Origin of the sequence: Erwinia sp. (assembly GCF_031978025.1) — a bacterium.
GTDB lineage: Bacteria > Pseudomonadota > Gammaproteobacteria > Enterobacterales > Enterobacteriaceae > Erwinia.
Genome location: NZ_DALZCD010000076.1, coordinates 1250 through 15930, shown reverse-complemented (window position 1 = coordinate 15930; position 14681 = coordinate 1250). Strand labels below are relative to the sequence as shown.

At 53.0% G+C, this 14681-nt stretch carries 10 protein-coding genes; 4 read left to right on the top strand and 6 right to left on the bottom strand.

Annotation, left to right across the window (positions count from 1 at the left end; genetic code table 11):
- Positions 1 to 14: 14 nt before the first annotated feature.
- Complete coding sequence (serC, locus tag RTK32_RS08330) at positions 15 to 1100, bottom strand: 3-phosphoserine/phosphohydroxythreonine transaminase (RefSeq protein WP_312042987.1); 1086 nt, start codon at positions 1098 to 1100, stop codon at positions 15 to 17.
- A gap of 309 nt (positions 1101 to 1409) precedes the next feature.
- Here serC and ycaO point away from each other — a divergent pair, with 309 nt between their 5' ends.
- The 4 genes from ycaO (at position 1410) to pflA (ending at position 7625) form a co-directional block, all read left to right on the top strand.
- Complete coding sequence (gene ycaO, locus RTK32_RS08325) at positions 1410 to 3167, top strand: 30S ribosomal protein S12 methylthiotransferase accessory factor YcaO (RefSeq protein ID WP_312042986.1); 1758 nt, start codon at positions 1410 to 1412, stop codon at positions 3165 to 3167.
- A 368-nt stretch (positions 3168 to 3535) separates the two neighbouring features.
- On the top strand, positions 3536 to 4393 hold the full coding sequence (gene focA, locus RTK32_RS08320; protein ID WP_312042985.1) for a formate transporter FocA: 858 nt from the start codon (positions 3536 to 3538) through the stop codon (positions 4391 to 4393).
- A gap of 71 nt (positions 4394 to 4464) precedes the next feature.
- Positions 4465 to 6747 (top strand): formate C-acetyltransferase, encoded by a 2283-nt coding sequence (gene pflB / locus RTK32_RS08315; protein ID WP_312042984.1) that lies wholly within the window; start codon positions 4465 to 4467, stop codon positions 6745 to 6747.
- Between the two features lie 137 nt (positions 6748 to 6884).
- Entirely contained in the window at positions 6885 to 7625 is a 741-nt protein-coding gene (pflA, locus tag RTK32_RS08310) for a pyruvate formate lyase 1-activating protein (protein WP_312042983.1), read from the top strand.
- A gap of 36 nt (positions 7626 to 7661) precedes the next feature.
- Here the strand turns inward: pflA and RTK32_RS08305 are convergent, their stop codons facing one another.
- The 5 genes from RTK32_RS08305 to RTK32_RS08285 form a co-directional block, all read right to left on the bottom strand.
- Positions 7662 to 8813, bottom strand: coding sequence for an MFS transporter (locus tag RTK32_RS08305; RefSeq protein WP_312042982.1), 1152 nt, complete (start codon positions 8811 to 8813; stop codon positions 7662 to 7664).
- 313 nt (positions 8814 to 9126) lie between these two features.
- The gene (gene serS, locus RTK32_RS08300) at positions 9127 to 10419 is read right to left on the bottom strand and encodes a serine--tRNA ligase (protein WP_312042981.1); all 1293 of its coding nucleotides are present in this window, start codon (positions 10417 to 10419) and stop codon (positions 9127 to 9129) included.
- Between the two features lie 86 nt (positions 10420 to 10505).
- A complete protein-coding gene (locus RTK32_RS08295) occupies positions 10506 to 11792 on the bottom strand; it encodes a replication-associated recombination protein A (protein ID WP_312042988.1) in 1287 nt (428 codons plus the stop codon).
- A gap of 61 nt (positions 11793 to 11853) precedes the next feature.
- On the bottom strand, positions 11854 to 12465 hold the full coding sequence (gene lolA / locus RTK32_RS08290) for an outer membrane lipoprotein chaperone LolA (protein ID WP_312042980.1): 612 nt from the start codon (positions 12463 to 12465) through the stop codon (positions 11854 to 11856).
- A 168-nt stretch (positions 12466 to 12633) separates the two neighbouring features.
- Positions 12634 to 14681, bottom strand: a 2048-nt coding sequence (locus RTK32_RS08285; protein ID WP_312042979.1) for a DNA translocase FtsK, incomplete at its 5' end; no start/stop codon positions are given.

Here is a 14681-nt window from a genome sequence, read left to right as displayed (position 1 = left end):
ACCGTGCCGGCGACTTAACCGTGACGACGTTCGAAATCAGTCATAAACTCGGTTAGGGCCTTAACACCTTCCAACGGCATGGCATTGTAAATTGAAGCACGCATACCGCCTACGGCCCGATGGCCTTTTAACGCATGCAGGCCCGCGGCAAATGACTCTTCGAGAAAAACTTTATCCAGCGCTGCATCAGCCAGCTGGAAAGGGATATTCATGCGAGAGCGGTTAGCATGAGCCACTTCATTGCGATAAAAATCACTGCTATCAATGATGCCGTATAGCAAGTCGGCCTTCGCCTGATTACGCTTGTCCATTTCCGCCACGCCGCCCTGCTCTTTGAGCCATTTAAACACCAGGCCAGAAAGATACCATGCGAAAGTTGGCGGCGTGTTAAACATGGAATCATTTTCGCTTAATACCGTGTAGTCCAGAATTGACGGCAACGCTTTTTGCGCCTTGCCCAATAAATCTTCACGGACCACCACCAGCGTCAGGCCAGCCGGACCGATGTTCTTCTGCGCACCAGCATAAAGAACACCATAGCGGTTAATATCTAACGGCCGGGAAAGAATGGTAGAAGAGAGATCGGCTACGGCAATCTTATCACCGAAATCCGGCTCTTCATTGATAGCGACACCGTCAATGGTTTCGTTTGGACAATAATGCACATACGCTGCCTCATCTGAAAGCGCCCACTGGTTCATAGGCGTGATAGCACGCAGTCCTTCGACGGTGGTTTTCACATCAATGACGTTAGGGGTACAGTATTTTTCCGCTTCTTTTATTGCGCTGTGCGCCCAGTATCCGCCATCTGCATAGTCTGCCGTACTGTGGTGACCTAAAAGGTTCATTGGTACAGCGGCAAACTGTGCACGAGCGCCACCGTGGCAGAACAATACTTTGTAATTTGAGGGGATTTTCAGCAGATCGCGAAAATCGTTTTCCGCTTCTACGGCCACCTGCGTAAATTCCTTACTGCGATGACTGATCTCCATTACAGAGGTTCCTGACCCCTGCCAGTTGCAGAGTTCCTGTTCGGCACGACGTAGCACTTCTACCGGCAGCATTGCTGGACCGGAGCTAAAATTGAAAACCTGGCTCATTTCCCCTCACCACTTTCAGATCAATCGATTTCGAGTCTGCTACCGGTTTTATCATTGCCACCCTGGCGCTGCAATGTTTAATCGGGTCAGCCGACCAGTTGTGCGGCGCGTGCCGCAACAGCTTGTAGCGTGAAATAAAGTGAACGCGATATTTTGTGAGGCACCTTCCGATTAGCTTTTTCCATGGCCGATCTCCACGAGTGAAAATGCCACAATAGCCGGGATAAAACAGTCTGTCGGATAGCGAATGGGCGGGAAACCCCGTATCATGGCGCGCTTTCGGCACAACCCAAAAAACGAGTGGGCACTATGACGCAAACCTATATTCCAGGCAAAGATGCCGCCCTGGAAGATTCCATCGCAAGCTTTCAGCAAAAATTACAGGATCTTGGCTTCCATATTGAAGAAGCCTCCTGGCTGAACCCGGTTCCTCATGTCTGGTCGGTCCATATTCGCGATCGCGATTGCCCGCTCTGCTTCACCAATGGTAAAGGCGCAAGCAAAAAAGCGGCGCTGGCTTCGGCGCTGGGTGAATACTTTGAGCGTCTGTCGACTAACTACTTCTTTGCTGATTTTTGGCTGGGTAAGACCCTCGCTAACGGCGATTTCGTGCATTATCCTGACGAAAAATGGTTTCCGTTGCCGGATGACGACAGCCTGCCAGAAGGCCTGCTTGATGCGCGCCTTAAGGCCTTTTACGATCACGAGCAGGCCCTTAGCGCCAGCGATTTGATCGATCTGCAGTCTGGCAATGCTGCACGCGGTATCTGTGGTCTGCCTTTTACCCGTCAGTCTGATGGGCAGACGGTGTATATTCCAATGAATATCATCGGCAATCTGTATGTCTCTAACGGCATGTCGGCGGGCAATACGGCCAATGAAGCACGCGTTCAGGGGCTGTCTGAAGTGTTCGAGCGCTATATCAAAAACCGCATTATTGCCGAATCCATCAGCCTGCCTGAAATCCCGCAGGATGTGCTTAATCGTTATCCGGGCGTAGTGGAGTCGATTGCTACCTTAGAAGCGGAAGGCTTTCCTATCTTCGCTTACGATGCCTCTCTGGGCGGCAAATATCCGGTTATTTGCGTGGTGCTTTTCAATCCGCAAAACGGTACCTGCTTTGCTTCCTTTGGCGCGCATCCTGATTTTGGCGTAGCGCTGGAGCGTACCGTTACGGAACTGCTACAGGGGCGCGGGCTGAAAGATCTGGATGTCTTTACGCCACCCACTTTTGATGATGAAGAAGTCGCTGAACACGCCAATCTTGAAACGCACTTTATCGATTCCAGCGGGTTAATCTCCTGGGATATGTTTAAAGATGATGCGGATTATCCTTTCGTCGACTGGAGCTTTGCAGGCACCACGCAGGAAGAGTTCGCTACGCTAATGGCTATCTTTAAAACGGAAGATCGTGAAGTCTACATTGCTGACTATCAGCATCTGGACGTTTATGCCTGCCGTATTATCGTGCCGGGCATGTCGGATATCTATCCTGCGGAAGATTTGCTGCTGGCTAATAACAGTATGGGTGCCTACCTGCGCGATACCCTGTTATCCCTGCCTGACAGCCAGTGGGAAAAAGAGGATTACCTCGCGCTGATTGAACGTCTGGACGAAGACGGCCATGACGATTTTACTCGCGTACGTGAACTGCTGGGCCTGGCGACGGGCAAAGATAACGGCTGGTATACGCTGCGTATCGGCGAGCTTAAAGCCATGCTGGCTTTAGCGGGCGGCGATATCGATCAGGCGTTGATCTGGACGGAATGGACCATGGAGTTCAATGCCTCCCTCTTTTCACCCACCCGTGCCAACTACTATCGTTGCCTGCAAACGCTGCTGCTGCTGAGCCTTGAGGACGAGCGCGATCCTGTTCAATATCATACTGCTTTTGTACGTATGTATGGACAGGAAGCAGTAGACGCGGCTTCTGCCGCTATCAGCGGTGAGGCGCCTTTCTACGGTTTGCAGAGCGTGGATGAAGAACTGCTGGCCTTCCCTGCTCATCAGTCGCTGTTAGCAGCCTATGAGAAACTGCAGCAGGCAAAACGTAGTTACTGGAAATAACCTTTGTGGCCCGTGAAACAAAACGGGCCTTTTTTCAGGACCAATTTTAAGCTTAATTAATTCATTAATTTCTCTTAACGTTAATAAAAAGTAATCCATTTATTTCCAGTTATTAAATGATTTCATTTAATAACGACCCATTTTACGCTCTCTGTTAGCGAGCATGACGACCCAGGCTAACGAAAATTAAAAAAATAATAGATTATTTAAAATAAATTTTAATATTAAAAATCAACAAGCTACCTTTAATATCGCGCTTTTTTTACACTTATTTCGGCAATGCCCGACGTCAATATGATCCACATCAATTTCTCACCTATACTGCTTTGTTAGTATTTCGTTGTTGATTAATTTCAGGAGACGTTAGTGTGAAAGCTGGCAATCCGTTCGACTTACTTTTACCGTCTGAAATGGCTAAAGTCGCTGAAGAAGCTGGCGTCTATAAAGCCCAAAAACATCCCTTTACCACCTTTTTTCTGGCGATTACCGCGGGCGTCTTTATTTCCATCGCATTCGTTTTTTATATCACCGCGACCACAGGGGCCGAAACGCTGCCCTATGGCATTGCGAAGCTGATTGGCGGCATTTGCTTTTCACTGGGGCTGATGCTGGTGGTGGTCTGCGGCGCCGATCTCTTCACGTCGACCGTTTTAACTATGGTCGCTAAAGCCAGCGGGCGCATTACCTGGGGCCAGCTGGCTCGCAACTGGCTCAACGTGTATATAGGAAATTTCTTCGGCGCGATGTTCTTTGTCGGGCTGATCTGGTTTGCCGGCCAGTATATGGTGGCAAATGGTGCATGGGGGTTAAATGTTCTGCAAACGGCTGACCATAAAATGCACCATACTTTTATTCAAGCTGTCTGCCTCGGCACCCTCGCCAACCTGATGGTTTGCATGGCGGTCTGGATGAGCTATTCCGGCCGCAGCCTGACGGACAAAATGCTGTCAATGCTTCTGCCTGTCGCGATGTTTGTCGCCAGTGGATTTGAGCACAGCATTGCCAACATGTTCCTTATCCCCATGGCGATCGTGATTAAAGATTTCGCGGCCCCTGAGTTCTGGCAGGCCACAGGAACCACGGCAGCGCACTTTTCCAGTCTCACAGTAAGCAATTTCATTGTGGACAATCTTATCCCCGTGACGCTTGGCAATATTATTGGCGGTGGATTGCTGGTCGGTCTGACCTACTGGGTTATCTATTTGCGGGACGGCGATCATCACTGATTGCCGGCAACAGGATTAAGCCCTGCTGTGATGCAGCAGGAACGAAAGAACTTCATTGAAAAGGTGATCACATGAGCGAGCAAAATGTAAACCAGGCGGCTGCCTGGGCAGGCTTTGCAGAGGGCGAATGGCAGAACAGCATCAACGTCCGTGACTTCATTCAGAAAAACTATACGCCTTATGAAGGTGATGAATCCTTCCTGAGCGGCGCAACTGAAGCCACCACGCAGCTGTGGGACAAGGTGATGGAAGGGATTAAGCTCGAAAACCGCACCCATGCGCCGGTCGATTTCGACACCGATTTAGCCTCTACTATCACTTCCCATGACGCAGGCTATATCAATCGTAAGCTGGAAACCATCGTCGGTTTACAGACTGAAGCCCCATTGAAACGCGCGCTGATCCCATTTGGCGGCATTAAAATGGTGGAAGGTTCCTGTAAAGTCTACGGACGTGAACTGGACGCTGGCCTGAAAAAAGTCTTTACCGAATACCGTAAAACGCATAATCAGGGCGTATTTGATGTGTATACGCCAGACATCCTGCGCTGTCGTAAGTCCGGCGTGCTTACCGGCCTGCCGGATGCCTACGGCCGTGGCCGTATCATTGGTGACTACCGGCGCGTAGCGCTTTACGGCATTGATGCGTTAATGAAAGATAAATTCGCGCAGTTCGCCTCGCTGCAAAGCGATCTTGAAAATGGCGTTAATCTTGAAGCAACTATTCGCCTGCGTGAAGAAATTGCTGACCAGCACCATGCGCTGCAGCAGATAAAAGAGATGGCGGCCAAATACGGCTGCGATATCTCCGGCCCGGCCACTACGGCTCAGGAAGCGGTACAATGGACCTACTTTGGCTACCTGGCAGCCGTTAAGTCACAAAATGGCGCGGCGATGTCTTTCGGTCGTGTATCCACCTTCCTGGATATTTATATCGAACGCGATCTGCAGGCGGGTAAAATTACCGAGCAGGATGCACAGGAACTGATTGACCACCTGGTGATGAAGCTGCGTATGGTGCGCTTCCTGCGTACGCCTGAATACGATGAGCTGTTCTCCGGTGACCCAATCTGGGCAACGGAATCTCTGGCTGGCATGGGCGTTGACGGCCGTACGCTGGTCACTAAAAACAGCTTCCGCTTCCTGAATACTCTTTACACCATGGGCCCTTCACCAGAGCCAAACATGACCATCCTTTGGTCGGAAAAACTGCCGCTGAACTTCAAGAAATTTGCGGCTAAAGTTTCCATCGATACCTCGTCCGTTCAGTACGAAAATGACGATCTGATGCGTCCTGATTTCAACAATGATGATTATGCCATCGCCTGTTGCGTCAGCCCGATGATCGTAGGCAAGCAGATGCAGTTCTTCGGCGCCCGCGCCAATCTTGCCAAAACCATGCTTTACGCTATTAACGGCGGCGTGGATGAAAAACTCAAAATGCAGGTGGGGCCAAAAGACGCACCGATGATGGATGATGTGCTGGAATATGAAAAAGTGATGGAGCGGATGGATCACTTTATGGACTGGCTGGCAAAACAATACGTTACCGCGCTGAATATCATCCATTACATGCACGATAAATACAGCTACGAAGCTTCGCTGATGGCCCTGCACGATCGCGATGTCTATCGGACCATGGCCTGTGGTATTGCTGGCCTGTCGGTCGCCGCCGATTCACTCTCTGCAATCAAATATGCCAAAGTTTCACCTGTCCGTGATGAAGATGGCCTGGCGGTGGACTTCAAAATTGAGGGTGAATATCCGCAGTTCGGTAATAATGATTCACGTGTGGATGATATTGCGTGTGACCTTGTTGAACGCTTTATGAAAAAGATTCAGCAGCTGCAGACTTACCGCAACGCGGTGCCTACCCAGTCGGTGCTGACCATCACCTCTAACGTGGTGTACGGTAAGAAAACAGGTAACACGCCAGACGGTCGCCGTGCCGGTGCACCTTTCGGTCCGGGCGCTAACCCAATGCACGGTCGCGATCAGAAAGGCGCAGTGGCTTCACTGACTTCCGTGGCAAAACTGCCTTTTGCCTACGCTAAAGACGGTATCTCCTACACTTTCTCTATCGTGCCAAATGCACTGGGTAAAGATGACGACGTGCGTAAAGCCAACCTTGCCGGACTGATGGATGGTTACTTCCATCACGAATCCAGCATTGAAGGGGGTCAGCACCTGAACGTTAACGTAATGAACCGCGAAATGCTGCTCGAAGCAATGGATAATCCTGAGAAGTATCCTCAGCTGACTATTCGCGTTTCGGGTTATGCGGTGCGTTTTAACTCGCTGACTAAAGAACAGCAGCAGGATGTCATTACCCGTACCTTTACACAGACGATGTAAACCTCAGGGCTCCGGTTCGCCGGAGCCCAGCCTGTTTTGCCGGCCCTCTGCTTAGCAGGGGGCCGGCAAAACAGACTTAACGCAGCTTCAGACTGCGTAGCCGCTTAAAGCGGCGCCACTATGGAGAATGCACCGCAATGTCAGTTAAAGGTCGTATCCACTCATTTGAATCCTGCGGGACCGTTGACGGCCCCGGGATCCGATTTATCACCTTTTTTCAGGGCTGCCTGATGCGCTGCCTCTACTGCCATAACCGGGATACCTGGGACACGCATGGCGGTAAAGAAGTCACGGTAGAGGAACTGATGAAAGAAGTGGTCACCTACCGTCATTTTATGAACGCCTCCGGCGGCGGCGTGACTGCCTCAGGCGGGGAAGCTATTTTGCAGGCGGAGTTTGTTCGCGACTGGTTTCGTGCCTGCCATGCTGAAGGCATTAACACCTGTCTGGATACCAACGGTTTTGTCCGCCGCTACGATCCGGTTATCGACGAACTGTTGGAAGTAACCGATTTGGTCATGTTGGATCTCAAGCAAATCAACGATGATGTTCACCAAATTCTTGTCGGCGTTTCTAACCACCGCACGCTGGATTTCGCTCGCTACCTGGCGAAAAAAAATATCCGCACCTGGATACGCTATGTGGTAGTGCCGGGCTATTCCGATGATGATGATTCCGCGCACCGGCTGGGCGAATTTACCCGTGATATGGGCAACGTTGAGAAGATAGAATTATTGCCCTACCACGAGCTGGGTAAACACAAATGGCTGGCAATGGGTGAGGAATATAAACTGGATGGTGTTCATCCACCGAAGAAAGAGACGATGGAGCGAGTGAAGCATATTCTGGAAGGATACGGTCATAAAGTGATGTACTAACGAGCGGCTACCCGCTCGTTTCTCTTTTTACCTTAATCAGGCATGCGCAATCGGCGTGGCATGGCGATCGGCTTTGCGCAGCAGCATCATCAGATAAACCAGCGCTACCCCCGCAATCATCACAAACAGCACCCGGTCAGAATAGCTCTGCATCAGCATTGAAGTCAGGGCCGGGCCGGCCAGACTGCCTGTGGTATAGCTCAGCAGTAATGCCTGATTCATCGCGACCAGTTCGTGATGGGCTACTTTCTCGCAGGCCCATGACATAGCGACAGGATAAAGCGTAAAGCCTGAACAGCCGAGGACAAAGAGCGCGGGTGCCATAGCAGCATTGCTGAGCATCGCTACCGCGCCCAAAATAACGCCAAATACCAGCACGCGCAGCACCAGCAAGCGTCCATAGCGATCGGCCAGGCGCCCTACCGGCCACTGCCCGATAATACCGGCACTGACCAACAGCGCCATCCAGTAGCCGACGGCAGAGTCATCCATTCCCTGATGAGAAAGATAAAGCGGCATCAGTCCATACAGCGACCCTAACAGGATGCCGGAAATAATGCAGCCGTTGATGCCCAGTCGCGCACTACGCCGACGCAGCATAGACCACATGCGTCCGGCTGGGGCCTCTTCGCCTTCACCGCTGGCGGTAATACGGGTAAAAACCAGGGGCAAAATAGCCGCCACGATAAAACCGGTGACCCAGGGCAGAGTATGCAGCAGTTCCGTTGACACCTTGCTGACCAACAGCTGACCAATCACCGTCGCTATATAATAAACAATCATATAGGCTGCCAGCAGCTGGCCGCGATTGCGCAAAGTGCCGCTGCAGAGCAAGGCACTTTCAACCACAACCCAAATCAGGGCGCAGCCGATGCCCGCAACAAAACGCCAGGCGGACCATGCCCAAAAACCCTGTTCAAAACCCAGTGAAGCCGTAGCCAGGGCAAACAGCGCAGTAGCAATATAGTAAGCACGATTAAAGCCCAGGCGCTTGATCAGCCAGCCCGCTATCAGGGTGCCGATCAGGTTTCCCGTAAAGTAAGCGGAGCTGACGGTGCCGACCTGCCAGGTAGGCAGAGCGTCATGAGTAAGCCAGAGCGGTACCAGAGTGTTGAGCACGGCGATAGCAATCGTCAGCAGCAGCAGGCCGCAGAGCAGCACAATAACGGGACGGGACCAGGTAGACATAGTCAGAAATGACCAAAATAAAGGAAGATTTTGCGCGCATAATGCCACCGGCCGGATTATTGTCAACGGGCCAGTTCAGGCCACCGCACAATTTGCCGAGCGGTAATTTAAATTTTTTATCTGCCTTGAGATAAGCTCCGATTAAAAAGCAGCCAAAGACAAGTTATCTTATTGAAAAATAGCATATAATTTCAAGTGACGCTTTTCTCTGTCGATGATATTTATTGTTAGATAATCAGGGGCTGCCAACCAGGCTGCAGGCAAAAAAAAACCTGCAGGCATGACCCGCAGGTTTTTTTAGTCACCCTAAAGATTAACCGATGAACTCAAGGCCTTTCATATAGGGACGCAGCACTTCCGGCACCTGAATCCGGCCATCTGCCTGCTGATAATTTTCCAGTACGGCAACCAGCGTACGGCCAACCGCCAGACCAGAGCCATTCAGCGTATGCACCAGACGCGGTTTTTTCTCCGTTTTGCTGCGGCAGCGCGCCTGCATACGGCGAGCCTGGAAATCGCCCATATTAGAGCAGGAAGAGATTTCGCGGTAGGTGTCCTGCGCGGGGAGCCAGACTTCCAGATCGTAGGTCTTGCACGAACCAAAGCCCATATCACCCGTGCACAGCAGCACCTTGCGGTAAGGCAGCGCCAGCAGTTGCAGCACCTTCTCTGCGTGGCCAACCAGCTCTTCAAGCGCCTGCATGGAATCTTCCGGACGCGTGATCTGCACCATTTCCACCTTGTCGAACTGGTGCATACGGATAAGTCCACGCGTATCACGTCCATAGGCACCGGCTTCAGAGCGGAAACAAGGCGTATGCGCAGTCAGTTTCAACGGCAGCGATTCTTCTTCCAGAATTTCATCGCGCACCAGGTTGGTCAGCGGCACTTCCGCCGTAGGGATCAGCGCATAGTCGCTGGATGAAGCTTCTTCATCCAGTGGACGAGTATGGAAAAGATCTTCGCCAAACTTTGGCAGCTGGCCCGTGCCGTAAAGCGTGGCATGATTGACCAGGTAAGGAACGTAAGTTTCAAGGTAACCATGCTGCTCGGTGTGCAAATCCAGCATAAACTGGCTGAGCGCACGATGCATCAGTGCAATTTGCCCCTTCATCACTACAAAGCGCGAGCCGGTCAGTTTAGCCGCAGCGGCAAAATCCAGACCGGCAGCCATCTCACCCAACTCAACGTGGTCGCGCACTGCAAAATCATACTTGCGCGGCTCGCCCCAGCGGCTTACTTCCTGATTCTCGCTGTCATCTTTGCCCAACGGCACTTCATCAACGGGATTATTAGGGATCGCTAAAGCGACATCACGAATCTCGTTCTGTAATGCATCCAGTTCCGCTTTGGCCGCATCCAGGCGCTCGCCCAGTGCGTTCACTTCCTGACGTAACGGCTCGATATCTTCCCCACGCGCTTTGGCCTGCCCGATAGATTTGGATCGGGAATTACGTTCAGCCTGCAGCGTTTCGGTTTCGACCTGCAGAACTTTGCGGCGTTCTTCCTGCGAGCGTAGGGTTTCAACGTCCAGCTTATAGCCCCGGCGTGCCAGTTTTTCAGCGACTGCGTCTGGCTCATTACGCAGCAGATTGGGATCGAGCATGCTTGTCCTGTGATCAGTAAAAAAAGTGGGCGCATTCGCGAGGCGAATGCATTGAATTCCTTGCTAACCTTACCGCAACGCCCGGATCAACGATAGCGTTTTGTCGGGCTATTTTGATCCTGCCCGGCAAGCCAGGCCAGCTTTTCGCCAATCTTCCCTTCCAGCCCGCGCGAGGTCGGCTGATAATAGCGCGTCTGCGCCATTTCGCCCGGGAAATAGTTCTCTCCCGCGGCATAAGCACCGGGTTCATCATGCGCGTAACGATACTCGGCGCCCAAACCCATCTCTTTCATTAGCTTAGTGGGCGCGTTACGCAGATGTTCAGGCACATCGTAATCGGGTCGATCGCGCGCATCGCGCATCGCCGCTTTAAAAGCGGTATAAACGGCATTGCTTTTGGGCGCACAGGAAAGATAAACAATGGCCTGAGCTATCGCCCTTTCGCCTTCAGCTGGCCCAACACGCGTAAAGCAGTCCCAGGCAGAAATAGCCACCTGCATCCCGCGTGGATCGGCATTGCCTACATCTTCAGAAGCGATAGCCAACAGGCGCCGTGCCACATAAAGCGGATCACCGCCTGCCGTAATAATACGTGCATACCAGTAAAGCGCGGCATCTGGTGCAGAACCGCGCACTGATTTGTGCAACGCGGAGATTAGGTCGTAAAAGCGATCGCCTTTATTATCGAATCTGGCGCTCCGCTCCCCGGAAACTTCGTTCAGCAGCTGCGGCGTCAGCAGGCGCTCGCCCTTGTCGCTGACTTCCGCCATATCGGCCATCATTTCCAGCGTATTTAACGAACGTCGGGCGTCGCCGTTTACCAGTTCCGCAATCATTCTGCGCGTCTCGTCCGGCAGCACAATGTTTTGGTTGCCATAGCCCCGCTCGCTGTCTTTCATCGCCTGGTCCAGCACGCTTTCAATATCCTCACTGGTCAGGGACTTCAGCAGATAGACGCGCGCTCTGGAAAGGAGGGCAGAATTAAGCTCGAACGAAGGGTTTTCGGTAGTCGCGCCAATGAAGGTAATGGTGCCGTCTTCAATGTGCGGCAGAAAAGCATCCTGCTGGCTTTTATTGAAGCGATGCACTTCATCAACAAACAGAATAGTGCGGCGTCCGGCATGGCGGTTTTGCCGTGCACGCTCAATGGCTTCACGGATCTCTTTCACGCCTGACGTTACGGCAGAAATACGCTCGACATCCGCCTGGCCGTAACGGCCGATGATTTCCGCCAGCGTGGTTTTACCGGTGCCCGGAGGCCCCCACAGAATCATTGAGTGCAGATGGCCTGCCTCAATGGCTCGCGGTAACGGTTTGCCCGCCGCCAGCAAATGCTGCTGGCCGATGTATTCCGCCAGCGTACGTGGCCGCATACGCGCGGCCAGAGGCTGAAATTCGTTATGAGAGAAATCCAGAGAGAGTGTCACGCTGACCTCACTGACGTTGATCGTCCACCGTCACGCCCTTGGGCGGCGTAAAACGGAACTTATCAGGGCTAACCGCAGCATTCTGCTGGCTCTTCAGGGTGTAGCTGCTGCGCTGTCCGTCCTGCTCAACGGCGCTAAATTGATTGATGGTGCCGTTGGAGGAGACGTTGATCGTAAATTGTTTCAGGTTACCGTCGGCCGATTTTGGCGTCAGTTCAAAATTATCACCCAGCTGTTTGATATTGTACTGTTTCCAGTCGCTGCGCTGGTTGCGGGCAATCAACATAAACGGCGTGTTGCTGGTGGCATCCTTGAGCCAGGTAGCGCTGACCTGCTCGACGAAGGGGTTATAGAACCACAACGTTTTGCCATCTGAAATCAGGGTGCTTTCATCCGGTGCGGTCATATGCCAGTTGAAGAGATCGGGGCGTTTAACCCACAGTTCGCCTTCACCATCCTGTACGGACTGGCCGCTGCCATCGGTCACTTTTTGCTGAAAGCTGGCATGGAAACTGGTGACTTTATCCAGACGCTGCTGCAGGTCAGAAGAAGCATCTGCCATAACGCTGGCAGAAGCAAAAGTAGCAAGCAGACAGCATGTGATAGTGAGTTTTTTCATTTACAGCATCCTTATTGAAACTTTTGTATCCCGATTAGTGGGCAGGCTTAACTGTAGCCAGGCCGCAACGAAAGCAACAGGGGAAAAAGCTGATTGCGACAGATGAGATGGGGGCAAACTGCTGAAATTCAACGGGCCGGCATGACCGGCCCGTTGCTTTTGACAAAATTACATCTCGTGCGGCGGTGGCGAAAGCACCTCGCGGTTGCCGTTATGGCCAGGCGGCGACACAATACTTTGCGCTTCCATTTGCTCAATGATTCGGGCTGCGCGGTTGTAACCGATACGGAACTGGCGCTGCACGCCGGAAATAGACGCGCGACGCTTTTCTACCACAAAAGCGACAGCCTGATCGAACAGCGGATCCAGCTCTTCATCGCCATCCAGTCCCAGCGACGCATTTTCACTCTCCTCGCCCGCAGTAATACTTTCAATGTACTGAGGACGTCCGCGTGCTTTCCAGTCCTGAACCACGGCATGCACTTCTTCATCTCTGACGAAAGCGCCATGTACACGCATCGGCATTGAGGAGTTCGGCGGCATATAAAGCATATCACCCATCCCCAACAGTGATTCCGCACCGCCCTGATCAAGGATAGTGCGCGAATCTATCTTGCTGGAAACCGTAAACGCGATGCGGGTTGGAATGTTAGCCTTAATCAGGCCGGTGATCACATCCACCGACGGACGCTGCGTCGCCAGCACAAGGTGAATACCGGCGGCACGCGCTTTTTGCGCCAGGCGGGCAATCAGCTCTTCCACTTTTTTACCCACGGCCATCATCAGGTCGGCGAATTCATCCACCAGCACCACAATGTACGGCAGTTTCTCCAGCATCGGCGGCGACGTTTCCATACTGTCGCCCGGCTTCCAGAATGGATCGGGAATAGGCCGCCCCATTTCTTCTGCCAGTTTGACCTTCTCGTTGTAGCCGGCCAGATTACGAACGCCCAACGCCGACATCAGCTTGTAACGACGTTCCATCTCGCCAACGCTCCAGCGTAGCGCGTTGGCAGCATCTTTCATATCCGTGACCACTTCGGTCAGCAGATGCGGGATACCTTCATAGACGGACAGCTCAAGCATTTTCGGGTCAATCATAATAAAGCGCACTTCTTCCGGCGTGGCTTTATAAAGCATGCTGATAATCATGGCGTTAACGCCAACGGACTTACCGGAACCGGTAGTACCGGCCACCAGCAAGTGGGGCATTTTCGCCAGATCGGCAACTACCGGCTGACCTGCGATATCTTTTCCTAACACCACCGATAGCGGCGACGGATTGTCACGGAATTTATCGCACTCAAGTACCTCACGCATATAAACAGTCTGTCGATGTTTATTCGGCAACTCCAGCCCGACGTAAGGTTTGCCTGGGATTACTTCCACCACACGTACGGCTACGGCAGAAAGCGAGCGGGCCAGGTCGCGTGACAGGTTAGAAATACGTGCAGCCTTAACGCCCGGGGCCAGATCAAGTTCAAAGCGAGTGATAACCGGTCCCGGCGAGATGCCCACGACTTCCGCTTTAACGCGATAGTCAGCCAGACGAGCTTCAACCAGACGAGCTGTCTGCTCAAGCGCAAACATATCGACAGGCTCGGCTTCCGGTGGTGGCGCAGTCAGCAGATCCAACGTAGGCAGCGGCGTGGTTGGCTTCTCCAACGGTTGCTCATGACGTACCAGGAACGGATGGAACAGGCTGTCCTGCGGTTTAGCTTCCGGCTGGGTTTGTTCAACCTGACGCACGGTTTCCTGAGACGACCAGGCTGGCGCAGCCGGTTGGGCTGGTTCCTGAGCCGCAGGCTGCCAGGCTGGCGCAGCCGGTTGAACTGGTTCCTGAGCGGCAGGCTGCCAGGCTGGCGCAGCCGGTTGGGCTGGTTCCTGAGCCGCAGGCTGCCAGGCGGGCGCAGCCGGTTGGGCCGGTTCCTGAGCTGCAGGCGGCCAGGTTGGCGCAGCTGGTTGGGCCGGCTCCTGAGCTGCAGGCTGCCAGGCTGGCGCAGCCGGTTGAGCTGGTTCCTGAGCTGCAGGCTGCCAGGTTGGCGCAGCCGGTTGGGCCGGTTCCTGAGCTGCAGGCTGCCAGGCTGGTGCAGCCGGTTGAACTGGTTCCTGAGCAGCAGGCTGCCAGGCTGGCGCAGCCGGTTGGACCGGTTCCTGAGCGGCAGGCTGCCAGGCTGGCGCAGCCGGTTGAGCTGGTTCCTGAGCTGCAGGCTGCC